Genomic DNA, 22,389 nt, shown 5'->3' on the forward strand with positions numbered 1-22,389 from the left:
CAAGCACCATGGACGCAGAACGCACCAACCTCATCGGCAGCACCCTCACCGACCTGCAGTCGCGGTGCGCGGATCTCCGGAGGTATCTTTGACTTCGATGCCAAATCGGAGCGCCTGAGGACCGTCAACGCCTCGCTGGAAGACCCCGCGGTCTGGAACGACCCGAAGAAGGCCCAGGAGCTGGGCAAGGAAAAGAAGCAGCTGGACGGCATCGTGCTCGTCATCCAGGACCTGGACCGCGAGCTGGCCGACAACCTGGAGCTGTGGGAGATGAGCAAGGCCGACGGCGACGAAGCCGGGCTGCTCACCATCGAAGGCGAGACCGCCAAGCTCACCAAGGTCGTCGAGGACCTGGAGTTCCGGCGCATGTTCGACAAGCCGGCCGACCCGATGAACGCCTTCCTGGACATCCAGGCCGGCGCCGGCGGCACGGAAGCCTGCGACTGGGCCAGCATGCTGCTGCGCCAGTACCTGAAGTACGCCGAGCGCAAGGGCTTCAAGGCCAACGTCGAGGACGAGACGGCCGGTGACGTGGCGGGCATCAAGAGCGCCACCATCAAGGTGGAAGGCGACTACGCCTACGGCCTGCTGCGCACCGAAACCGGCGTGCACCGCCTGGTGCGCAAGTCGCCGTTCGACAGCGCGGGCGGCCGCCACACCAGCTTCGCCAGCGTGTTCGTCTACCCCGAGATCGACGACTCGGTGGAGATCAACATCAACCCCGCCGACGTGCGCGTCGACACCTTCCGCGCTTCCGGCGCGGGCGGCCAGCACATCAACAAGACCGACTCGGCGGTGCGCCTGACGCACGTGCCCACCGGCATCGTGGTGCAGTGCCAGGACAGCCGCAGCCAGCACAGCAACCGCGACGTCGCCTGGCAGCGCCTGCGCTCGCGCCTGTACGACCACGAGATGCGCAAGCGCATGGAAGAGCAGCAGAAGCTGGAAGACACCAAGACCGACGTCGGCTGGGGCCACCAGATCCGCAGCTACGTGCTGGACCAGAGCCGCATCAAGGACCTGCGCACCAGCGTCGAGATCTCCAACACCCAGAAGGTGCTGGACGGCGACCTCGACCCGTTCATCGAGGCTTCGCTCAAGCAGGGCGTATGACGAACGTGGCCCACGCCTTCATCCTGGACATGGACGGCACCATGGTCGACTCCATGCCCGCGCACGCCAAGTCGTGGGACCTGTTCCGCCGGCGGCACGGCGTGGCGATGTCCACCGAGGAGATCCTGCGCCGCACCACGGGACGCAACGGCCTGGAATGCGCGCGCGAGGTGCTGGGGCCGCAGGTGCCGGAGCAGCGCGCCTGGGAGCTGATGGCGCAGAAGGAGGCGGATTACCGCGAGATCTTCGGCCGCGAGTTCCGCGAAGTCGCCGGCTTCACCGCGTTCGCGCGCCAGGCGCGCGAGCGTGGGCTGAAACTGGCCGTGGCGACCGGTGGCGACCGCGATAACCTGCATTTCGTGCTGCAGCGCCTGCGGCTGGAAGTGGGCGCGGAAGTGCGCGGCGACATGGGCCTGCCCGGCAAGCCCGATCCGGCGATCTTCCTGGAAGCGGCGCGGCGCCTGGGCGTTGCGCCGGCCGAGTGCATCGTGTTCGAGGACGCTCCTTTCGGCATCGAAGCCGCCGCCCGCGCCGGCATGCGCGCGGTCGCCATCTGCACCACCCATTCCGCCCGCGAGCTCGCGGGCGCCCACGTGATCGCGCAGGCCGCGGATTTCGAAGAACTGACGAAGAAGAACTTTCTGGAGAGCCTCCATGCGTGAAGGACAAACCGCGGTGATCCACCGCGCCGACTACCAGGCCCCGGCGTACTGGATCGACACCGTCGAACTCTGCTTCGACCTCGACCCGGCCAAGACCCGCGTGCTCAACCGCATGCGCATCCGCCGCAACCCCGACGTGCCGCCGCAGCCGCTGAAACTGGACGGCGACGAGCTGAACCTGGCGCGCGTGCTGGTCAACGGCCAGGGCACCTCGTTCAAGATGGAAGGCGGGCGCCTGGTGCTGGAAAACCTGCCGGAAGGCAGCGAGCCCTTCGAGCTGGAAATCTTCACCACCTGCTGCCCGGCCAAGAACAGCAAGCTGATGGGCCTGTACGTCAGCAACGACTCGTTCTTCACGCAGTGCGAAGCCGAGGGCTTCCGCCGCATCACCTACTTCCTGGACCGTCCCGACGTGATGGCCAGCTACACGGTGCTGCTGCGCGCGGACAAGCGCAAGTACCCCGTGCTGCTGTCCAACGGCAACCTGGTGGACCACGGCGACCTGGAGGACGGCCGCCACTTCGCCAAGTGGGTGGACCCCTTCCGCAAGCCCTGCTACCTGTTCGCGCTGGTGGCCGGCCAGCTGGTGGCGCGCGAGCAGAAGATCGTCGCGCGCAACGGCAAGGAGCACCTGCTGCAGGTGTTCGTGCGGCCCGGCGACCTGGACAAGACCGAGCACGCGATGAATTCGCTCATGGCTTCGGTGGCCTGGGACGAGGCGCGCTTCGGCCTGCCGCTGGACCTGGAACGCTTCATGATCGTCGCCACCAGCGACTTCAACATGGGCGCCATGGAGAACAAGGGCCTGAACATCTTCAACACCAAGTACGTGTTGGCGAACCAGGCCACCGCCACCGACACCGACTTCGGCAACATCGAGTCGGTGGTGGGCCACGAGTACTTCCACAACTGGACCGGCAACCGCGTCACCTGCCGCGACTGGTTCCAGCTGTCGCTGAAGGAAGGCCTGACGGTCTTCCGCGACCAGGAATTCAGCCAGGACCTGGCGGGCGAAGCCTCGGCCCGCGCGGTCAAGCGCATCGAGGACGTGCGCGTGCTGCGCACCGCGCAGTTCCCCGAGGACGCCGGCCCCATGGCGCACCCGGTGCGCCCCGACCAGTACCTGGAGATCAACAACTTCTACACCGTCACGGTGTATGAGAAGGGCGCCGAAGTCGTGCGCATGATGCAGACGCTGGTGGGCCGGGAAGGCTTCGAGCGCGGCATGACGCTGTACTTCCAGCGGCACGACGGCCACGCCGTCACCTGCGACGACTTCGCGCAGGCCATCGCCGACGCCAACACGCAGTCGCCGCTGTACGAGAAGCTGGGCCAGTTCAAGCGCTGGTACAGCCAGGCCGGCACGCCGCGCGTGCGCGCGGTGCCGCAGTGGGAAGCGGGCACGGGCACCTGGCGCCTGCAGCTGTCGCAAAGCAACCCGCCCACGCCGGGGCAGGCCGACAAGCAGCCGCAGGTCATTCCCATCGCCTGGGGACTGATCGGCCAGGACGGCCGCGAGCTGGCTTCGGGCATGCACGTGCTGACCGAGGCGCACGACACGCTGGTGGTCGAAAACCTAGCGTCCGAACCGGTGCCTTCGCTGCTGCGCGGTTTCTCCGCGCCGGTGATCCTGGACTTCGACTACAGCGACGGGCAGCTGCTCGCCCTGCTGGAGCACGACACCGACCCGTTCAACCGCTGGGAAGCGGCGCAGCGGCTGGCGGTGAGGAGCGCGCTCGCGGCCATCCACCATGGCGGGGAAGTGACGCTGGACGCGCACTTCGTCGAAGCCATGCGCCACATCCTGCGCCATCCCACGCTGGATTCCGCGTTCAAGGAACTGGTGCTCACCCTGCCCGCCGAAACCTACATCGCCGAGCAGCTGGACGTGGTGGACCCGCAGCACGTGCACGCCGTGCGCGAAAGCATGCGCCAGCAGCTGGCCACCGCGCTGCAGCCCGATTGGGAAGCGGCCTACGAGGCGAACAAGGACAGCGGCGCGTACTCGCCCGACCCGGTGTCTTCGGGCCGCCGCGCGCTGGCGGGCCTGGCGCTCACGCACCTGTGCATCGCGGCGCGCCTCTCCTCTGACACCGTGTGGCCGGGCAAGGCGTACCAGCGCTTCAAGGACGCTTCCAACATGACCGACCGCTTCAACGCCCTCTCGGCGCTGGTGGTCGGCGGCTCCGACCTCGCACGCCCCGCGCTGCAGAAGTTCCACGCCATGTTCAAGGACGAGGCGCTGGTGCTGGACAAATGGTTCGCGCTGCAGGCCGGCGCGCCCGACCGCGGCGGCAACGTGCTGCCCGCGGTGAAGCAGCTGATGCAGCACCCGGACTTCAACGTCCGCAACCCCAACCGCGCGCGCAGCCTGATCTTCAGCTACTGCAGCGCCAACCCGGGCGCGTTCCATCGCGCGGACGCCGCCGGCTACGTGTTCTGGAGCGACCGCGTGATGGAGCTGGACGCCATCAACCCGCAGGTGGCCGCCCGCCTGGCCCGCGCGCTGGACCGCTGGCGCAAGCTGGCCGAGCCGATGCGCGGCGCCGCGCGCGAAGCCATCGCGCGCGTGGCCGCCAAGCCGGACCTGTCCAACGACGTGCGTGAGGTGGTCACACGCGCGTTGGCTGAATGACGAATGACGAATGACGCGCGGCTGCGCCGGCGCAATGACGAATGACCGCACGCATCTTTGTCATTTGTCATCACCGCCGCAGGCGAAGTCATTTGTCATAGGAGGTCGAAAATGCCGCTGAAGAAAAATGCCTTCTACGCCCAGTCCGGCGGCGTCACGGCGGTGATCAATGCCAGCGCGTGCGGCGTCATCGAGACGGCGCGCGCCCACCGCGACCGCATCGGCAAGGTCTACGCCGGCCGCGACGGCATCATCGGCGCGCTGACCGAAGACCTGATCGACACCGGCAAGGAAAGCGCCGCGGCCATCGCGCTGCTGCGCTCCACGCCTTCGGGCGCCTTCGGCTCGTGCCGCTACAAGCTCAAGTCGCTGGACACGCACCGGCGCGAGTACGAGCGGCTGATCGAGGTGTTCCGCGCGCACGACATCGGCTACTTCTTCTACAACGGCGGCGGCGACTCGGCCGATACCTGCTACAAGGTGAGCCAGCTGTCCGAGGCGATGGGCTACCCCATCCAGGCCATCCACGTGCCCAAGACCGTGGACAACGACCTGCCCATCACCGACTGCTGCCCGGGCTTCGGCTCGGTCGCCAAGTACGTGGCCGTGTCGGCGCTGGAAGCTTCCTTCGACGTGTGCTCCATGGCCCGCACGTCCACCAAGGTGTTCGTCATGGAGGTGATGGGCCGCCACGCCGGCTGGATCGCGGCCGCGGGCGGGCTGGTCGAGGACCACGGCATCCCCGTCGTCATCCTCTTCCCCGAGGTCGAGTTCGACGAGAAAAAGTTCACCGCGCGCGTCGACACGCTGGTGAAGAAGCACGGCTTCTGCACCGTCATCGTGTCCGAAGGCTGCAAGGGCGCCGACGGCAAGTTCCTGGCCGACCAGGGCAGCCAGGACGCCTTCGGCCACCAGCAACTGGGCGGCGCGGCACCGGTGGTGGCCAACATGGTGAAGCAGGCGCTGGGGTACAAGTTCCATTGGGCCGTGGCCGACTACCTGCAGCGCGCCGCGCGGCACATCGCTTCCGCCACCGACGTCAAGCAGGCCTACGACGTCGGCGCGGCGGCCGTGAAGCTCGCGCTGAAGGGCCACAACGCGGTCATGCCCACCATCGAGCGCACCAGCGACTCGCCCTACCGCTGGCGCATCGGCGTCGCGCCGCTGGCCAAGGTGGCCAACGTGGAAAAGCCCATGCCGCGCCACCTCATCACCGCCGACGGCTTCGGCATCACGCCGGCCTGCCGGCGCTACCTGTCGCCGCTGATCAAGGGCGAGGACGCACCGGCCTTCCGTAACGGCCTGCCGGTGTACGCCACGCTGAAGAACGTTCCCGTCCCGCGCAAGCTGCCCCCGTTCGAGCTGCGCTGATTCCTTTCCCGAGAGACCCGATGACCGCCAAGAAGATCTCGCTCACCCGCTACCTCGTCGAGGAACAGCGCGTCGACGACCGCATCCCCGCCCAGCTGCGCCTGCTCATCGAAGTGGTGGCGCGCGCCTGCAAGAGCATCAGCCACGCCGTGAACAAGGGCGCGCTCGGCGGCGTGCTGGGCAGCGCGGAAAGCGAGAACGTGCAGGGCGAGGTGCAGAAGAAGCTGGACATCATCGCCAACGAGGTGCTGATCGAGGCCAACGAATGGGGCGGCCACCTGGCCGCCATGGGCAGCGAGGAGATGGACAGCATCTACGTGGTGCCCAACCGCTATCCGCAGGGCGAGTACCTGCTGCTGTTCGACCCGCTGGACGGCTCGTCCAACATCGACGTCAACGTCAGCATCGGCACCATCTTCAGCGTGCTGCGCAAGCCCGAAGGCCACCCCGGCGTGACGGAGGAAGATTTCCTGCAGGCCGGCGCGAAGCAGGTGGCGGCTGGCTACTGCATCTACGGCCCGCAGACCACGCTGGTGCTGACCGTGGGCGACGGCGTGGCGATGTTCACGCTCGACCGCGAGCAGGGCTCCTTCGTGCTGACGCAGGAGAACGTGCGCATCCCCGAGGACACGAAGGAGTTCGCCATCAACATGTCGAACATGCGCCACTGGGACGCGCCGGTGAAGCGCTACGTCGACGAATGCCTGGCCGGCAAGGAAGGCCCGCGCGGCAAGGACTTCAACATGCGCTGGATCGCGTCGATGGTGGCGGACGTGCACCGCATCCTGACGCGCGGCGGCATCTTCATGTACCCCTGGGACAAGCGCGAACCGGGCAAGCCGGGCAAGCTGCGCCTGATGTACGAAGCCAATCCCATGAGCTGGCTGGTGGAACAGGCCGGCGGCGCCGCCACCAACGGCCGCGAGCGCATCCTGGACCTCCAGCCCAAGGCGCTGCATGAGAGGGTGAGCGTGGTGCTGGGGTCGAAGAACGAGGTGGAGCGGGTGACGCAGTACCACCTCGAGGCCCGCTAGGCGTCATTCCCGCGCAGGCGGAAATCCATGGCGTCCGCTTTCGCGGACGCTGCTGGAAGCCATGGATCCCCGCCTCCGCGGGGATGACGCCGCTAAGCCACCAGTGGCGCCAGCAGTCCCATCCCCTTTTCCCAATCCGCCCCCATCGCCTGCAGCATCTCGTCGGCGTTCAGCGGCTTGCCGCTGTTCACCGAGCGCGCGCCCTTGAGGATCAGCGTCTTGTTCGCCTGGCCGATGGCATCGAAGCATTCGGCGGGCTCGGACAGTTCGGGGTAGCCCTGGGTCGCCAGCCAGCGCAGGTTGGCGCCGAGCAGTTCGAAAGCCGCGCCCGCCTGCCGGACGGAAGCGAAAGCCCACTGGTGGTAGTGCGCCAGGCCTTGTTCACGCATCCCCGGCAGGTCCTGCGCGATGCGCGCGGCGAAGCGCGAGAACGGGTTGCTGCGCGGCCGCCACGGGAAATGCCGCCGCAGCAGCTCGAACGACAGGTCCGACAGCTCCGATGCGTTGTGCCGCACCAGCCGGTCGATGCGCACCACCTCGGCGAAGAACGGCATGAACGCCGGATCGGGCGGCGCGTCCAGGCGGAACAGCTGGCGGAAGTCCTCGCCCTGCAGTTCGAAGTAGCCGGCGTTGTGGAAGTAGCCCAGCCGCTCGGCCTGCACGTCCAGTTCCGCCATCAGGATGGTCGTCTTGGTGTGGCTGCGGCGGTAGTCGGTGCCCGCGGTGTCGGGCAGCCAGAACGCGTCGGACTCGGTGGCGATGAGCTTGCCGGCCGCGAGGTGTTCCTTCGCGTGTTCCAGCAGCGGGCGCCACACGGTGAGTTCCTGCACGTCGATGCCGTACAGGCTGCGCAGCTCGTCCGAAGACGGCTTGAAGAAGGTCCACTGGTCGCCTTCGAAGTCGACGGCGACGGTGAAAGGCATCAGCGCCAGCGGTTCCAGCCCCAGCGTGTGCAGGAAGCCGATCCACAGGTCGGCGTAGCAGTTCTTCTCGGGCCAGGCCGCCGTGTCGCCATGCAGCGCATGGCGGCGGTAGCTCTCGGGCATGAGCCCGGGCAGGACGGCGATGGTCATGTCGTCGCCTTCCCCTCCTTCACGGCCAGAGCTGCGAGCGCACCGCCTGCGGCCAGTCGGCCGGGTCGAATCCGTGCGCCTTGACCAGCGCCAGGGTTACGCGTTCCAGGCCGAAGCCCAGGCAGGCGGTGTGCGCCACGGACTTGTCGGCGTTGCGGATGCCGAACTTCGAGCTGAAGTGGTCCTGGTGCCAGTTGAACGAGCAGATGGCCGTGGGCTTCTCGCGCGAGATGACCGGGCACAGGATCTCGAACTTCAGCCGCTGGTCGAGCTGGCCCGCGGCCATCATCTTGCCGGCGCGGCCGAAGAACGGATCCGAAGCCACGTCGCTTTCCACCGGCAGGCCCAGGCCCTTGAGCAGCGCCAGGCCGCGCTCCAGCCACGCGTCGCGCCACTGCACCACGTCGTCGGGCCGGCCCACGCGGATGTACTCGCGCATGCGGAAGTGCTGCAGCCGCGTCGGCTCGTCGGACGGCTCGTGGCGGAACACCCAGTTCACCACCGTCACCAGCTTGCCGCCTTCGGGCAGCAGGCCCGTGAACGTGGGGTACACCGGATAGCAGGCCGCCGGCGTGAGCATGACGTCGGTGGGCGACAGCATGTCTTCCCAGCGCTCGCCGGCATGCACCTTGGCCGACAGCTCGCGCGCCTGCTTGTCGCTGCCCATGAAGCTGTGCACCGACCCCGCCAGCTGCGGGAAGTTGTCCATGTAGCCGACCTTCTCGATCATGGCGCGCGCCAGGATCGGCGGGAACATCAGCACCTGCGCGTTGTCGGGCGCGGCGGTGCGGGTCACCAGGTCGTCGAAGCCGCGCAGGATGTCCTCGAACACCGGGCCGCGGCCCCAGGCGCCGCGGATGCCCGTGGGCACCATCAGGCCATTCTCGATCAACCCTTCCGTGAAACCCTCGATGTCGTACGTGCGCGCGTCCATTCAGGCGGCCTCCTTGTGCACCAGCAGCATCGAGGCGTTCTTGGCCGCGATGCGATCGTTGGAAATCATCAGCGCGCCCGACAGCGAGTCGCGCAGGTGGCGGCCCAGGCTGTACGGGCTGTCGTTCTTGTAGCCCAGGATGCCGACGATCTTCAGCGCGCGATGCACGATCTCCGGCGCCGCTTCCGAGGAAGCGATCTTCAGGTTGTTCAGGCGCAGCGCCCAGCCCAGGCTGAGCAGTTCCTCGCGGCCCTGCGGACCGTCGCCCAGCGCGTCGAAGTCGCGCGCCGCGGACATCCAGTTCTGCTTGAAGGCCTGCAGTTCGACCGACACTTCGGCCAGGCGCGAAGCGGTGGGCGGCACGCTGCCGGGCTTCTGCCGGGCCTGGCTGCGCACGAAGTTGGCGGCCTTGGCCACTGCGCCCGCCGCGATGCCCCACCACAGCGAGGCCCACAGGATGTGCGAATACGGCACCATCGTCTGCGCCGAGCTGTCGGCGAACGAGCCGGGCAGCACCTGGGCTTCGTCGCCGGCGGACACCAGCTTGAACCCGGGGCTGCACGTGCCGCGCATGCCCATGGTGTCCCAGCTGGTGGTCTGCGTCAGCGTGCAGTCCTCGCGCCGCACCAGCACCAGCACCTGGTCGCTGTTGGCCGCTTCCTCGTCGCGGCGGCAGGTGACCAGGATGGCGTCGGCGTGCGCGCAGTACGAGCCCGTGGTCGCGTCCTTGTCGAGCTGGAAGCAGCCGTCGCCGCAGCGCACCGCGCAGATGCTGGAACGCGTGTCGCCGAACGTGCCGACTTCCGAGGTCATCGAAGCCAGCAGGTACTGGCGGCGCACCAGCTCCGACAGGTAGCCACGGAAGAACTCGCTCTCCATGCCGTGGCGCGCCAGGCAGGCCAGCTGGATGTAGTGCATCGCCAGCACCATGGCGCTGGACGCGCAGTGCTGCGCCAGCGTGGCGCACAGCTGCGATAGCTCCTGCATGTTGCAGCCGGCGCCGCCCAGTTCGCGCGGCACGGCCGCGGAGAGCACGCCATATTCGCGCAGCGCGGCGAGCGTCTCGATCGGAAAGCGGGCCTTGGCGTCCACGTCGGCGGCATGCGCCGCCGCGACTTCCGAAGCGACCTTCCTGGTGGCTTCGAACAGCTGGACAAAGCCCGGGGGTGAAGAAAGATCCATCGACTTCTCTTTCGTTCCCATGGTTGGGAAAGGCGAGGTGACAATAGCACCGCGTTACTGGGCCGTGTGGCGCTCCGAGGTGAAATTGCACGCCGAAAAACTCATCCATGGACTCTCGTTCGGACTATCCGAAACAGGTCCGCGCGCTTCGCGCATCGGCATCGATCTCGTCCACGTTCCGCGCATCCAGGAATCGCTGCGCGAGTTCGGCGAGCGCTTCCAGAGCAAGCTGTTCACCGATGCCGAAGTTGCGTACGCGAACGAATCGCCCGCGCACCGCAACGAGCGGTTCGCCGCGCGATTCGCGGCGAAGGAAGCCGCGATCAAGGCACTGTCGCTGAGCGAAGCGGGCGTGGACTGGAAAGACATCGAAGTGGTGCGGCGCGACGACGGCTCATGCGAACTTGCGTTGCAGGGAAAGGCCCGCGAAGCGGCCGATGCGTTGCGCATCCATCGCGTACTAGTCTGTTTGAGCCATGACGGGGAGTACGCTGCGGCCATGGTCGCGGCAATGTCCGACACCTGAGCCTGCGTGGCGGCGAGAAAAATCCGCCGCATGACCACACTGCTACAAACCGATACCGCGATCCGCCGCGTGCTGCGCGAGCATGGCCGGCTCGGCGTGGACGCCGAGTCCCTGTCGCCCGACGCGGACCTTTACCAATCGGGCATGACGTCGCACGCCAGCGTGAACGTCATGCTGGCGCTCGAAGGCGAGTTCGACGTCGAGTTTCCGGACCACATGCTCAAGCGCAACGTGTTCCGCAGCATCCGCTCGATCGAACGTGCGCTGCAAGAGCTGATCGCGGCCTGAGAGCGGCGCCATGGGCGAGGCCGGATTTCGCCCGATCGCGCGCGCGCCGCTCGCCGCGCGATGGCGCATCTGCGCCGCACCGCCCGGCTCGGAGCAGCCGCCCACCGAAGGCTGGCGCGAGTGCGACGGGCCGCTGACCGCCGCCGCCGCGTTGCGCGCGCGCGGCGAGTGGTCGCTGGATGTGCCACCACTGGACTTCGACGCGCAGGACTGGTGGTTCCACGCGTCGTTCGACCTGCCCGAGGGCAAGCGTGCCGGCATCCTGGGCTTCGATGGCCTGGCCACGCTGGCCGAAGTCTCCATCAACGGCCGGCCGCTGCTGGCCAGCCGGAACATGTTCCTGCGGCACCAGGTGCCCGTGGATGAGTACCTGCTGCGAGAGCAAGGCAACGAATTGCTCATCCGCTGCTCGTCGCTGGCCCCGGAGCTGGCGCAGCGCAGGCCGCGCCCGCGATGGCGCACGCCGATGGTGGCGCACCAGCAGCTTCGGTGGCTGCGCACGACGCTGCTGGGACGCACGCCGGGTTGGTCGCCGCCGGCCGCGCCGGTGGGGCCGTGGCGCGGCATCACCTGGTGTTCGGCCGCGGAAGCGCTCTCCGCTCGCGTGAAGGTGATGCTGGACGAAGGCAAAGGGCGGGTCGAGGTTGCGCTGCAGGCGCCGGCCGGGTGGGCCAGCCAGGTCGAGGCCGCCGAAGTCGTCTTGCGCCATGCGGGCCGCGAATGGCGGCAGTCGCTGTTGGGTGGCGAAGGCGCGGGCCGCTTCCACGCCACCGTCGAGGTGGATGCGCCGGCGCTGTGGTGGCCGCACACGCACGGTGAACCGCACCTCCATGCCGCCGCGCTGCGTGTCATGCGCCGCGACGGCAGCTGGGAAGAGCAAGACCTGGGCCGCGCCGGCTTCCGCCGCATCGTCATCGACACGGAAGGCGGTGGTTTCCGTCTGCGCGTGAACGGCGAACCCGTGTTCTGCCGCGGCGCCGGCTGGACACCGCTGGATGCGGCAGGGCTGCGATCCGATCCTGCGGCGTGCAAAACCGCCCTGCTGCAGGCGCGCGACGCGGGCATGAACATGCTGCGCCTGGCCGGCACCATGGCCTACGAGGAAGACCACTTCTACGACGCTTGCGACGAGCTGGGCCTGCTGGTCTGGCAGGACTTCATGTTCGCGAGCATGGACTACCCGTTCGATGACGCGGCGTTCGCCGAGTCGTGCTCGCTGGAAGCCAGGCAGCAGCTGGCACGGCTGTCGCCGCACGCCTGCCTGGCCGTGCTGTGCGGCAACAGCGAAGTGGAGCAGCAGGCCGCGATGTGGGGCGCGCCGCGCGAGCAGTGGCAGCCGCGCTTCTTCCACGAGACGCTGGCGGGGCTGTGCGGCGAGCACGCGCCGGGCGTGCCGTACTGGCCGTCGAGCGCGCACGGCGGCGCTTTCCCGCACGTGGCCGACCAAGGCACGACCTCCTACTACGGCGTGGGCGCGTATGAGCGGCCGCCGGATGACGCGCGGCGCAGCGGGCTGAAGTTCGCGACCGAATGCCTGGCCTTCGCCAACGTGCCGGCGCCCGCCACGTTGTCTCGCCTGCCGGGCGGGCTGAACACGCGCGTGCATCACCCGGCGTGGAAGGCGCGCTCGCCGCGCGACCTGGGCGCCGGCTGGGATTTCGACGACGTGCGCGACCACTACGTGCAGCGCCTTTTCGACGTTGACCCCATGCGGCTGCGGCACGCGGACCACGACCGCTATCTCGCGCTCGGCCGCACCGCGGTGGCGGAAGTGATGCGTGCCGCTTTCGCCGAATGGCGGCGGCCCGGATCGGCGTGCGGCGGCGCGCTGCTGCTGTTCCTGCGCGACCTGTGGGCCGGCGCGGGCTGGGGCGTGCTCGACGACCAGGGTCTGCCGAAGTCGGGCTGGCACGCGCTGCGCCGCGCGCTGGCGCCGGTCGCGGTGTTCGTGACCGATGAAGGCGGCAACGGCCTGGCCGTGCATGCGGTGAACGAGACGGCGCGCCTGCTGGACGCGAAGCTGGAACTCACCTGCTGGCGTGCCGACGGCACCGCCGTCGCGCAAGGCGCCGTGCCCGTGCAACTGGCAGCGCGAGAGTCGCGGACGTTCCCCGCGGCCGAAGTGCTGGGCCAGTTCCTGGACCTGAACCACGCCTACCGCTTCGGCCCGGCCCTGTGCGACGCGGTCGCCGCGCGCCTCGTCGATACCGGAAGTGGCATGCTGGCGGAGAGCGTGCACCTGCCGCTGGGCATGGCCGGCCTGTGCCGCATGCCGCGCGCAAGCCTCGACATGGAAGCCACCGCATCACTGGCGAACGAAGGCGAGGCACTGCTGCGCCTGTCCACGCGCCAACTGGCGATCGGCGTGCACTTCGACTTTCCCGGCTGGTGCGCCGACGACGAACATTTCCACCTGGTCCCCGGCGCGCGGCGCGAGATTCGCCTGCGCCGCGTGGACCAGCGCACTTCAGGGCTGGCCGGCAGCGTGTCGGCCCTCAACCAATCCACGGCGGTTCCAGTGGAGGCATTCGAATGAGCGCAGAGAGCGCAACGCCAGCGCCGGTCGCGCCGGCGGCCCATCCCATCGTCTTCGACGCGGCCGGCGCCTGGTGCCGCGGCTGGTACCACCCACCGGCGGGCGCCGCGCGCGGCCTGGCCGTGGTGATGTGCCCGCCCATCGGCTACGAAGCCATCTGCAGCTATCCCACGTACCACCAGCTGGCGCGCGCCTTCGCCGCGCAAGGTTTCCCGGTGCTGCGGTTCGACTACCACGGCACGGCCGACTCGGCCGGCGACGACCACGAGCCTTCGCGCGTCGAAGCCTGGCGCCAGAGCACCGTGGCGGCGGTGGAGCAGGTTCGCGAGCACAGCGGTGCGTCGCAGATCGCGCTGTTCGGCCTGCGCGTGGGCGGCACGCTGGCCATCGACGTGGCCGCGCGCATCGGCGGCGTGGACAGCCTGCTGCTGTGGGCGCCCTGTCCCACCGGCAAGTCGTTCCTGCGCGAGCTGCGTGCGGGCGGCGCCACGGAGGAAGAAGGCCACCTGCTGGCTTTCGGCTACCCGTATTCGACGCAGACCGTGAAGGACCTGCAGGCGCTGGACGCGACGCGGCCGCAAATCCGGCCGGCGAAGCGCGCCCTCGTCATCGGCCGCGACGACCTGCGCGTGGAAAGTCCGCTGCCCGTGGCGCTGCGCAAGGCGGGCGTGGACACGCACCACGACACCTGGCCCGGCTACCAGGCCATGGTGGGCGAGCCGCGCGAAGGCGTGCTGTCGCCGCAGACGCTGGCGCTGCTGACGCAGTGGCTGCTGCACTCGCGCGCGGCCGGCACGCAGGCCGAAACGCCGGCGCCCGCGGCCGCGCAGAACTCGGCGCGCGTCACCGGCGAAGTGCAGGAAACCGTGTTGATGATGGGCCCCGCCGGCGCGCTGTGCGGTGTGCTGGCCGAACCCGCGGACGGCGCCGCCCCGCACCGGCGCGGACGCACCGGCGTGCTGCTGCTCAACGTGGGCGGCAACTACCGCATCGGGCCGCACCGGTTCTACGTCTCGGCGGCGCGCGCGATGGCCGCCGCGGGCTATCGCGTGCTTCGCCTCGACGTCGCGGGCATCGGCGACAGCCCGCCGGTGGACGGCCAGCCCTGGGCCAACCTGTACCAGCGCGAATCGGCCGCCGACGTGCGCGCCGCGATGGACGCGCTGGCCGCGCGCGGCTGCCGCGAGTTCGTGCTGATGGGCATCTGCTCGGGCTCGTACCTCGCCTTCCAGGCCGCGCTGGTGGACACGCGCGTGGACGGCCTGGTGCTGATGAACTCGCGCCTGCTGGAATGGACGCCCGGCCAGCCCGGCGACACCTGGCAGAACTCCATGCAGCAGTACGCCAAGTCCACCGCGTGGTACCGGCAGGCGCTGTTCCGTCCCGAGACCTGGAAGCGGCTGCTGGCCGGCGAGGTGAACGTGCGCCTGATCGCGGGCCGCTTCCTCTCGCTGGGCGCGGCGCGCGCGCAGCGGCTGCTGTCGCTGGACAGCGAGCACGAGGAGAGCCTGCAGCGCAAGATGAAGAAGCTGTGCCGCCGAGGCACCGACGTGCTGATGCTGGTTTCGGACGCCGACGACGGCCGCGACTACGTGGAGTTCCACTTCGGCCCCGAAGGCCGGCGGGTGCGCGCAAACAACTTCCGCATGGCCTACGTGCCGGAGGCGGACCACACCTTCTCGCGGCCGGGGAACCAGGAATACGTGCTGTCGGAGCTGCTGCGGCACCTGGCTTCCCGCCTGCCGCCACCGCACGGAACCCACAGCTCGCCACCCGAAAGGATCCCCGCGGCACTAGAGCCGGAACCGGCCCCCAGCCCGACGCTATAATCTTGGGCTTCGGTCGCCGGAGTAGCTCAGTCGGTAGAGCAGCTCATTCGTAATGAGAAGGTCGGGGGTTCGATTCCTCTCTCCGGCACCATCCGAGCAAAGGGTTTGCCGCTATGAAAAGTGCAGCAGGCCTTTTTTGCTTTTGGAGGCGTCTAGCCGGTAACCAACCACCTGGCGTACGCGCTCGTACCACCCCCTAGGTTGTTGTACGCGAGCTCCTTTCAACGATGAGCTTTGCTTGCTACGATGCGGCGCCCATAGCAGCACCTCTGCGCTGCGCGGGCCACACGAATACCCTCGCCCGATAAGATGGCTGCCGCAATGAGTTCCCTCAGCGTTTCTGTTGAGATGCTTCGCTGGGCAGCGGAGAAGCTGGGGACGAGCATTCAGGGGCTCGCAACCGACTACGCGGCACCTTCGAGAACAGACAAGTTCGTTCGGGGGGAACTCACCGCAACGCAGGCAACGAAACTTGCGTCGAAAGTTGGAATCCCGTTCGGCTACCTGTTTTTGGACAAGCCACCGGCGGAGGAGCGCCGGTCGGACATACCAGACTTGCGGCAACTTCCGAGCGCGGAACCGTTAGGCAGCACCTTCTTCGATGTGCTCGACGACCTTGATTCCAAGGTGGCGTGGTTTCGTCAGTACCTGCGTGTTCACGACATCGACCCTCCGACCTTCGTCGGTTCCTTCAACGTAGCTAACAGCACCCCCGAGGCCGTGGCGAAGGACATTACGAAGACCCTTCGACTTGACAGCGCAGAACACAGGCAAGGCGGCCAGACATCTGAAGAGCTGTTCAACTTCCTCGCTGCACGCCTGGAAAGTGTTGGAGTGCTGGTATTCAGGAGCGGTGTTGCAAAAGGGAACCCGCATAGGCCACTTCCACTGACGGAGTTCAGAGGCTTTGCGGTCGCGGACGAAGAAGTTCCGGTTGTTTTTATCAACGGAAGAGACAGCCCGGCAGCGTGGGTTTTCACCCTAATCCACGAAGCTGCGCACATTTGGATTGGACAGAGCGGCATCTCTGATGTGTCCGCATCCACGCGGAACCGCTACAAGGGCACAGAGGCGTTCTGCAACCAAGTAGCAGCCGAGGTGCTGACACCTGAACGCGAGTTCCGCGCGCTTTGGAAGCAGCATTCCCCCGAGGACTCCATCGTTTTTCTAGCGCGCCACTTTGGAGTGAGCCGCTTGGTTGTAGCCCGCCGCGCCTTGGATTTCGCCCTCATTGAGCAGGATACGTACGACGCGGTTGCTGCGGCTTCGACTGTGACCCGAAAGTCCTCGGGCGGAAACCCTTACGCAACCATCCCGATTCGCAGCAGTCGCCGATTCACTTCCGCCGTGGTGAATAGCGCCATCGCTGGAGAAACGCTGCTTAGAGAGGCTGCACGCCTCCTTAACTCGACACCGAACACTGTCGTTGAGCTTCACCGCCGCCATAGTGAGCAGAACCCTGAGGAGGGCGCGCTCGATGCCTAAGCCGCAGGACAAATACCTGTTCGATTCCAGCGTGTTCATTCAAGCCAAGAACATTCACTACCGGTTCGGGTTCTGCGGCGGCTTCTGGGACTGGGTTAAAGCCGGGCACGGAGCAGGATTGTTCTTCTCTTGCAAGAAGGTACAGGCCGAGTTGAACAAGGGCGAGGACAAGGACGAATGCAAAGCCTGGGCGAAGGGGCTACCTACCGGCTTCTTCGTGCCGGACATGGCAGACGCCCGAGTCATGCAGGCTTACAAAGACGTCATCAAGTGGGCTGAGGGATCTAAGCACTACCTCCCTGCCGCGAAGAAGGAGTTTGCAGGCGCTGACGAGGCTGACGCCTTCCTCGTAGCCGTCGCCAAGGCGCATTCTTACACCATCGTCTCGCAAGAACTGCCCAATCCTGAAAAGAAGAACAGGATTCCGCTGCCGAATGCGGCAGACGAATTCAAAGTGAAGACCATCTACGTGTACGACCTGCTGTCCAAGCACGCCGCGTCCACGTTTCAATTGAAGCCCTAAGCGGGTTCATTGCTGCACCGTTCAGCGCGCTCCTCAGCCTCGGGTGGCGACGCGGCTCTCAACAAACCCGCCCGGCACGCGCCGCGCGCTCTGTTTTCCCCCACCCGCCTATCATCCGCAGCTCATCCACACCCGCCGAGGTCACGCATGCAAAAGCGACACTTCCTGGTTTCGATGGGCGCAGGTGCGGCGGCACTGCCGCTGGGCGCCGGCGCGCAGCAAGCCAAGGGCCTCAAGGGCCCGGTCCTGCTGACGGTGACCGGTGCGGTCACCAAGACCAACCGGGGGCCGCTGGACCCGGTGCTGGACCAGATGATGGCCAAGCAGAAGCTGGCGTTCGACAAGGCGCACGCGTTCGACTTCGCCGCGCTGGCCGCCCTGCCCGCGGTGACCATCAGGCCCACGCTCGAATACGACAAGAAGCAGCACGAGCTGCGCGGCCCGCTGCTTGCCGACGTGCTGAAGGCCGCGGGGGCCACCGGCAGCAAGCTCGCGATGCGGGCCGTCGACGGCTATGCGCCGGAGATCGGCGTGGCCGATGCGCAGAAGTACCGCTTCATCGTCGCCACGCACCTGGATGGCCAGCCCATCCCGCTGGGCGGCCTGGGGCCGTTGTGGGCGGTGTATGACGCGGACAGGTTCGCCGACATGGCGGCCAAGCCCGTGGACCAGCGCTTCGCCCAGTGTCCCTGGGGCCTGTACCACATCGACGTGAAAGCCTAGGGCGCGGCTGCGGCTGCGCGACCGTTCCGATCGTTGCGCCTGATACGCGCCCGGCGCGGCGCGCGTGTTGCATCGCGCGCGTGAGCTACCTATGGTCCGCCGTTCGACCCCAGAAGACGAAAGGCACCCACCATGGACAAGACTTCCAGCGCGAATCCCTCGGCCAAGGCGCGCCAGCGGGCCCCGCTGGCCACCCGCACGGACCTGCATCCCGGCGCGGTGGCCGCCATCGGCCCGGCGCTGAATGCCCTGCTCGCCGACGCTTTCGCGCTGTACCTGAAAACGAAGAACTTCCACTGGCACATGAGCGGCCCGCACTTCCGCGACTACCACCTGCTGCTGGACGAGCAGGCCTCGCAGGTGTTCGCGATGACCGATCCGCTCGCGGAGCGGGTGCGCAAGATCGGGGGCATGACGCTGCACTCCATCGGCAACATCGCGCGCCTGCAGCGGGTGCTGGACAACGACGCGGACTACGTCGAGCCCCAGGACATGCTGGCCGAGCTGCGCGAGGACAACCGGGCGATGGCGGCGCAGCTGCGCGAGGCGCACGACCTGTGCGACGAGCACCGCGACGTGGCCAGCGCCAGCCTCATCGAGAACTGGATCGACGAGACCGAGCGCCGCACCTGGTTCCTGTTCGAAGCCAGCCGCAGCCAGGACTCGGGCGCGCACTGAAACCTCGGCTCAGCGGCGGAACGAACGCCGGGTTGCGTGAAATTTGTGGCGGGCGGCGCCGTTGACCCGGCCCCTGCGCGAGCGTGCGCGATTTAGAGTGGACCGATGGTGCGCACGCGTCTGCTCATGACTTTCGTGCCGGACGGCGCGGTGCTCAAGGCCATCGTGGCCGGCGGAGCGCGGCTGGACGATGCGATCGCGCTGGTCGACCAGGTGGCCGGGGAAGCGCACCGGCAATCGTTCCACCGCGTCCTCATCGTGGTGAAGCTGGTGTCCAGCGGCGAGCTGTGCGCGGCCGAGTACGCGCGGCTGGCGCGCCACGCGGCGGCCCGCCTGTCGGGCCTGCGCTGCGCGCTGCTGGCCCCGGCGGAACACCACACGGGCGCGGCGCGGCGGCGCCAGCTGGGCCCCGATTTCCGCGTGTTCGCCGACGAGGACATGGCCATGTCCTGGCTGGCCCAGCCGCGCGACGACTGAAGGACGGGTTCAGCGGCCGGCGACGGCGGGCCGCAGCAGTTCCACCGCGCGCAGCGCATCCACGGTCGCTTCACGGCCGGCGACGGCCAGGCTTTCGGGCATCACGGCCAGCGCATCGGGCGAGACCGCCAGCGCCCAGCCCTGCTCGCGCGCCAGGGCACGCAGCGACTGCACCCGGTGCAGGGTGGGCCCCGGCACCGCCGCGAAGCCGCCGTCGCCATGCAGCGGATCCTGCAGCCGCACCATCGAGAACCCACCGAGGTCCAGCGCCATCGCCACGGGCTGCGCGCCCGGGGTGTCGCCGCCCAGCACGTGCGCCATCGCCGCCTGCATCGCGAACGCCGCGCGCAAGGGGTTGCCCAGCGTGGGCGCCTCTCCGGCGGCAAACGGGAACAGCGCTACCAGGTCCGGCCCCTGGTGCAGCAGGTGCGCGGCGCCGAACAGGTACAACGCGTCGCGTGCGGCTTCGTGCGCGCGCCTGAGCAGCGCCGCGGGGTCGGCATGCGCGGGCGCCGCGCGGCCGACGGCTTCGAACAGGTCGGCCGCCAGCACCACCGCGTCCGGGAACGCGGCTTCCTGGCCGGCCTGCATGTCCAGGTTCCACTTGGAATTGAGTTCCTGCAGCAGCCGGTCTTCGTAGCGCGAAGCCAGCAGCTCGCGCTGGCGGGCGAGCGCGGTGTCCACGTCCCGCTTCACCTTGCCCGCGATCACCTCGTACTGCGCCTGCCGGCGCCTGAGCAGCGAGGACACGGCTTCGGTCAGCTCTTCCGGGCGGAAGGGCTTGGGCAGGTAGTCGTCGGCGCCGGAATTCATGCCCACGCGCACCTGCGCGCGCTCGGACAGCGAGGTCAGCAAGATCACGGGCGTGGTGCACAGCGCCGAAGGCTCGGCGCGCAGCGCGGTGACGAACTGGTAGCCGTTCATGCCCGGCATGACGACGTCGCAGACGATCAGGTCGGGGCGCTTGCCGCGCGCGAGCTTCAGGCCCTCGGTCCCGTCGGACGCCTCGCGGATCTCGTGGCCCTCGCTGGACAGCACGAGGGCGGCCAGCGCCCGCTGGTGGGGATCGTCATCGATGAGCAGCACGAACGGCACGGCGGCGATTATCGGCAATGGCGGCAAGGAGGAGGACACGCCTGCCGCGCGGCCGGCGGGCTGAAGAAGGTCAGCCCGATTTCTTCGAAGCCTTGGCCGCGCCGCCGCCGGACGACTTGGCCGCCGGTGCGGGCGCCGGCGCGGTGGGGGCCGGCGAAGGCGCGGGAGCCGATGCGGCTGGCGTGCCTGCACCGGACTCCGACGCGGCACGCTGCGCCATGCGATCCACCAGCTTCGACAGGTTGGACAGCGACAGCAGGTGCATGGAGATGAGGTGCAGCTCGCCGGTGCGGAAGAGCGCCAGCGCCTTGTCGTCCGGCAGTTCCGCCAGCTTCTTCTCGTCCACGATCATCAGGCCGGCCACGGTGAAGGTGCGGCCGTCCAGCAGGTCGGCGCGCGCGCTCATCTCGGTGAGCAGGCCCGCCTCTTCCAGCTTGCGGCAGAAGTTCTCGGTGCGCAGGTACTCCACCTGGTAGCGCTGCAGGAAGTCCAGCGCGTTCTGCAGGAAGGGCGTGTTGCCGCCCTTGTCGTCGAACAGCGCTTCGCCTTGCGCGTCGTTCAGGCCGGGGAAGGCTTCGTCGATGCACACGCCCATCTGCTCGCCGGGCAGTTCCGCCAGCACGAACGGGTAGCGGCGCACGAACGCCGGGATGTAGGCGGCCGTCCAGCGCTCGCCGCCGTCGACGAACAGGTTTTCCTTGTTGCGAAGGCCCAGCACCACCACCGGGGCGACCCTGCCGCCCGCCTGGCGGGTGAAGACGATCGCGTATTCCTTGCACGCCTCGGTGAATTCCACGCCGGCCAGGTACAGCGAGTTGGCGTTGCGCGCGAAGCCGAAACCCGGCGCCGGCCTGATGCGGCGCGCGCGGTGCTTGTCCCGGTTCAGGAGAACGGGCTTCTCGTAGTACAGGGTCTCCGACATGTCCTAGTCCTTTCTCGCTCCGTTTCGGGCCGCCAGCACCTTGTCGATGCGCTTGCCGTCCAGGTCCACCACCTCGAACGTCCAGTCACCGCACTCTATCCGCTCACCCACCCCGGGCAGGTGGCCGGACACCGCCAGCAGCAACCCCGCCACGGTGTTGTAGCGTCCGCGCTCCTCTTCCGGCAATTCCTTGATGTCCAGGCGCGACTTCAGCTCCGCCACCGGCATCAGGCCATCCAGCAGCCAGGAACCGTCGTCCCGGGGCGTGGCCCAGGCCTCGGCCTGGGCTTCCGGCCGCAGTTCGCCGGTGATGGCTTCCAGCAGGTCGCGCGGCGTCAGCAGCCCCTGCACCACGCCGTATTCGTCCACCACGAACACCACCCGGTGCGACTGGCGGCGGAACTGTTCCAGCAGCTCCATGCCGGAAAGGGTTTCGGGCACGAAGGCGGCGGGCACCACCTGTTCTTCCACCGTGCCGCGGTGTTCCGGGCCCAGCGACAGCAGGCGGGCCACGCTGACCACGCCCACCACGTCGTCCAGCGAGGTGCGGCACACCGGGTACCACGAATGCGCGCCGCCCTGCCCCGCCTCGCGCAGCGCCTGCGCCACGGGCAGGGACGAGTCCAGCCACTCGATGTCGGACCGCGGCACCATCATCGAGGTGAGCGGCCGGTCGTCCAGGTGGAACACGTTGCGCACCATGCGGTGCTCGTGCTCCTCGATCACGCCGGCGTCCACGCCTTCCTCCAGGCTGTGCGCGATCTCTTCCTCGGTCATGCCGCGCACCTGCGTGGAATCGATGCGCAGCAGCTTCAGCACCAGCTGCGTGCTGGCCGACAGCAGCTTGACGAAAGGCGAAGCGGCGCGCGCCAGCCAGGCCATGGGGCGCGACAGCACGCGCGCGACGTTCTCGGGGTACAGCTGGCCGATGCGCTTGGGCACCAGCTCGCCGAAGATGATGTTCACGAAGGTGATGGTCACCACCACCACGACGGTGGCCGCGATGGACGCCGCGCCCTCGGAGACGCCGTAGGTTTGCAGCCAGGCCCCCAGGCGGGCGCTGAAAGCCGCCTCGCCCACGATGCCGGTGAGCATGCTGATGGAGGTGATGCCCACCTGCACGGTGGACAGGAAGACGGTGGGGTGTTCCAGCAGGCGCAGCGCGGTGCCCGCGCCGTTGTCGCCCTCTTCCTGCAGCGCCAGCAGCCGCGCCTTGCGGCTGGAGGCCAGGGCCATCTCGGACATCGCGAACACGCCGTTGAGAAGCGTCAGCAGCGCGATCAGCAGAAAATCCATGGGTCAC

20 protein-coding genes and 1 tRNA gene are annotated in these 22,389 nt (G+C 68.2%); 15 read left to right on the plus strand and 6 right to left on the minus strand.

The window, feature by feature from the left end:
• The first annotated feature begins 8 nt into the window (after positions 1–8).
• From prfB to EZ216_RS18170, 5 genes are all read left to right on the plus strand, one after another.
• Positions 9–1,113, plus strand: a protein-coding gene (gene prfB, locus EZ216_RS18150; RefSeq protein ID WP_135251202.1) for a peptide chain release factor 2 whose coding sequence is annotated in 2 segments (ribosomal slippage) — positions 9–89 and positions 91–1,113 — 1,104 coding nt in all. Because the reading frame shifts where the segments join, the coding sequence is not laid out codon by codon here.
• Positions 1,110–1,775: an HAD family hydrolase gene (locus EZ216_RS18155; protein WP_135251203.1), complete on the plus strand. Its 666-nt coding sequence runs from the start codon at positions 1,110–1,112 to the stop codon at positions 1,773–1,775. The genes prfB and EZ216_RS18155 overlap by 4 nt, the downstream gene beginning before the upstream one ends.
• On the plus strand, positions 1,768–4,410 hold the full coding sequence (gene pepN, locus EZ216_RS18160) for an aminopeptidase N (protein WP_135251204.1): 2,643 nt from the start codon (positions 1,768–1,770) through the stop codon (positions 4,408–4,410). Before EZ216_RS18155 ends, pepN begins: the two co-directional genes overlap by 8 nt.
• 111 nt (positions 4,411–4,521) lie before the next feature.
• On the plus strand, positions 4,522–5,781 hold the full coding sequence (locus EZ216_RS18165; RefSeq protein ID WP_135251205.1) for a 6-phosphofructokinase: 1,260 nt from the start codon (positions 4,522–4,524) through the stop codon (positions 5,779–5,781).
• Positions 5,782–5,801: 20 nt separating this feature from the next.
• Positions 5,802–6,815: a class 1 fructose-bisphosphatase gene (locus EZ216_RS18170; RefSeq protein ID WP_135251206.1), complete on the plus strand. Its 1,014-nt coding sequence runs from the start codon at positions 5,802–5,804 to the stop codon at positions 6,813–6,815.
• 92 nt (positions 6,816–6,907) lie between these two features.
• Here EZ216_RS18170 and EZ216_RS18175 read toward each other — a convergent pair whose 3' ends face one another.
• Genes EZ216_RS18175 through EZ216_RS18185 form a run of 3 tightly spaced genes read right to left on the minus strand, consistent with a single transcriptional unit; the run spans position 6,908 to position 10,004 of the window.
• A complete protein-coding gene (locus EZ216_RS18175; protein WP_135251207.1) occupies positions 6,908–7,888 on the minus strand; it encodes a DUF1839 family protein in 981 nt (326 codons plus the stop codon).
• Positions 7,889–7,907: 19 nt separating this feature from the next.
• Positions 7,908–8,822 (minus strand): amino acid--[acyl-carrier-protein] ligase, encoded by a 915-nt coding sequence (locus EZ216_RS18180; RefSeq protein ID WP_135251208.1) that lies wholly within the window; start codon positions 8,820–8,822, stop codon positions 7,908–7,910.
• Positions 8,823–10,004, minus strand: a complete 1,182-nt coding sequence (locus EZ216_RS18185) for an acyl-CoA dehydrogenase family protein (protein WP_167772952.1) — start codon at positions 10,002–10,004, stop codon at positions 8,823–8,825. It abuts the gene before it with no gap.
• 64 nt (positions 10,005–10,068) lie between these two features.
• On the opposite strand from EZ216_RS18185, the gene acpS reads away from it, so the two are divergent.
• From acpS to EZ216_RS18235, 10 genes are all read left to right on the plus strand, one after another.
• Positions 10,069–10,530: a holo-ACP synthase gene (gene acpS, locus EZ216_RS18190; protein WP_167772953.1), complete on the plus strand. Its 462-nt coding sequence runs from the start codon at positions 10,069–10,071 to the stop codon at positions 10,528–10,530.
• A gap of 30 nt (positions 10,531–10,560) precedes the next feature.
• On the plus strand, positions 10,561–10,818 hold the full coding sequence (locus EZ216_RS18195; protein WP_135251211.1) for an acyl carrier protein: 258 nt from the start codon (positions 10,561–10,563) through the stop codon (positions 10,816–10,818).
• Between the two features lie 10 nt (positions 10,819–10,828).
• Positions 10,829–13,354, plus strand: coding sequence for a glycosyl hydrolase 2 galactose-binding domain-containing protein (locus EZ216_RS18200; protein WP_135251212.1), 2,526 nt, complete (start codon positions 10,829–10,831; stop codon positions 13,352–13,354).
• Positions 13,351–15,183, plus strand: coding sequence for an alpha/beta fold hydrolase (locus EZ216_RS18205; RefSeq protein ID WP_135251213.1), 1,833 nt, complete (start codon positions 13,351–13,353; stop codon positions 15,181–15,183). Before EZ216_RS18200 ends, EZ216_RS18205 begins: the two co-directional genes overlap by 4 nt.
• A gap of 15 nt (positions 15,184–15,198) precedes the next feature.
• A tRNA-Thr gene (locus EZ216_RS18210) sits at positions 15,199–15,274 on the plus strand.
• 230 nt (positions 15,275–15,504) lie between these two features.
• On the plus strand, positions 15,505–16,668 hold the full coding sequence (locus EZ216_RS18215) for an ImmA/IrrE family metallo-endopeptidase (protein WP_167772954.1): 1,164 nt from the start codon (positions 15,505–15,507) through the stop codon (positions 16,666–16,668).
• On the plus strand, positions 16,661–17,191 hold the full coding sequence (locus tag EZ216_RS18220; RefSeq protein WP_135251215.1) for a DUF4411 family protein: 531 nt from the start codon (positions 16,661–16,663) through the stop codon (positions 17,189–17,191). The genes EZ216_RS18215 and EZ216_RS18220 overlap by 8 nt, the downstream gene beginning before the upstream one ends.
• Positions 17,192–17,338: 147 nt before the next feature.
• Positions 17,339–17,914, plus strand: a complete 576-nt coding sequence (locus EZ216_RS18225; protein ID WP_135251216.1) for a putative pterin-binding protein — start codon at positions 17,339–17,341, stop codon at positions 17,912–17,914.
• A gap of 132 nt (positions 17,915–18,046) precedes the next feature.
• Entirely contained in the window at positions 18,047–18,592 is a 546-nt protein-coding gene (locus EZ216_RS18230; protein WP_135251217.1) for a Dps family protein, read from the plus strand.
• Between the two features lie 105 nt (positions 18,593–18,697).
• Positions 18,698–19,069: a hypothetical protein gene (locus EZ216_RS18235; RefSeq protein WP_135251218.1), complete on the plus strand. Its 372-nt coding sequence runs from the start codon at positions 18,698–18,700 to the stop codon at positions 19,067–19,069.
• Positions 19,070–19,078: 9 nt separating this feature from the next.
• Here the strand turns inward: EZ216_RS18235 and EZ216_RS18240 are convergent, their stop codons facing one another.
• The 3 genes from EZ216_RS18240 to EZ216_RS18250 all read right to left on the minus strand — a co-directional run bounded on the left by EZ216_RS18240 (position 19,079) and on the right by EZ216_RS18250 (position 22,382).
• Positions 19,079–20,164, minus strand: coding sequence for a response regulator transcription factor (locus EZ216_RS18240; RefSeq protein ID WP_167772955.1), 1,086 nt, complete (start codon positions 20,162–20,164; stop codon positions 19,079–19,081).
• A 70-nt stretch (positions 20,165–20,234) separates the two neighbouring features.
• On the minus strand, positions 20,235–21,086 hold the full coding sequence (locus tag EZ216_RS18245) for a SapC family protein (protein WP_135251220.1): 852 nt from the start codon (positions 21,084–21,086) through the stop codon (positions 20,235–20,237).
• Between the two features lie 3 nt (positions 21,087–21,089).
• Entirely contained in the window at positions 21,090–22,382 is a 1,293-nt protein-coding gene (locus tag EZ216_RS18250; RefSeq protein ID WP_135251221.1) for a hemolysin family protein, read from the minus strand.
• Between the last annotated feature and the right edge of the window lie 7 nt (positions 22,383–22,389).

It is taken from the genome of Ramlibacter humi, from assembly GCF_004681975.1.
In the GTDB taxonomy this organism is placed as follows: domain Bacteria; phylum Pseudomonadota; class Gammaproteobacteria; order Burkholderiales; family Burkholderiaceae_C; genus Ramlibacter; species Ramlibacter humi.

Bases quoted from the DNA above. Each gene is read 5' to 3' on its own strand.
- EZ216_RS18230 (WP_135251217.1), top strand. From the start codon at position 18,047: ATGGACAAGACTTCCAGCGCGAATCCCTCGGCCAAGGCGCGCCAGCGG.
- EZ216_RS18250 (WP_135251221.1), bottom strand. From the start codon at position 22,382: ATGGATTTTCTGCTGATCGCGCTGCTGACGCTTCTCAACGGCGTGTTC.
- EZ216_RS18185 (WP_167772952.1), bottom strand. From the start codon at position 10,004: ATGGATCTTTCTTCACCCCCGGGCTTTGTCCAGCTGTTCGAAGCCACC.
- EZ216_RS18205 (WP_135251213.1), top strand. From the start codon at position 13,351: ATGAGCGCAGAGAGCGCAACGCCAGCGCCGGTCGCGCCGGCGGCCCAT.
- EZ216_RS18170 (WP_135251206.1), top strand. From the start codon at position 5,802: ATGACCGCCAAGAAGATCTCGCTCACCCGCTACCTCGTCGAGGAACAG.
- EZ216_RS18235 (WP_135251218.1), top strand. From the start codon at position 18,698: ATGGTGCGCACGCGTCTGCTCATGACTTTCGTGCCGGACGGCGCGGTG.
- EZ216_RS18155 (WP_135251203.1), top strand. From the start codon at position 1,110: ATGACGAACGTGGCCCACGCCTTCATCCTGGACATGGACGGCACCATG.
- EZ216_RS18200 (WP_135251212.1), top strand. From the start codon at position 10,829: ATGGGCGAGGCCGGATTTCGCCCGATCGCGCGCGCGCCGCTCGCCGCG.
- EZ216_RS18195 (WP_135251211.1), top strand. From the start codon at position 10,561: ATGACCACACTGCTACAAACCGATACCGCGATCCGCCGCGTGCTGCGC.
- EZ216_RS18175 (WP_135251207.1), bottom strand. From the start codon at position 7,888: ATGACCATCGCCGTCCTGCCCGGGCTCATGCCCGAGAGCTACCGCCGC.
- EZ216_RS18180 (WP_135251208.1), bottom strand. From the start codon at position 8,822: ATGGACGCGCGCACGTACGACATCGAGGGTTTCACGGAAGGGTTGATC.
- pepN (WP_135251204.1), top strand. From the start codon at position 1,768: ATGCGTGAAGGACAAACCGCGGTGATCCACCGCGCCGACTACCAGGCC.
- EZ216_RS18220 (WP_135251215.1), top strand. From the start codon at position 16,661: ATGCCTAAGCCGCAGGACAAATACCTGTTCGATTCCAGCGTGTTCATT.
- EZ216_RS18245 (WP_135251220.1), bottom strand. From the start codon at position 21,086: ATGTCGGAGACCCTGTACTACGAGAAGCCCGTTCTCCTGAACCGGGAC.
- EZ216_RS18215 (WP_167772954.1), top strand. From the start codon at position 15,505: ATGAGTTCCCTCAGCGTTTCTGTTGAGATGCTTCGCTGGGCAGCGGAG.
- EZ216_RS18165 (WP_135251205.1), top strand. From the start codon at position 4,522: ATGCCGCTGAAGAAAAATGCCTTCTACGCCCAGTCCGGCGGCGTCACG.
- EZ216_RS18225 (WP_135251216.1), top strand. From the start codon at position 17,339: ATGCAAAAGCGACACTTCCTGGTTTCGATGGGCGCAGGTGCGGCGGCA.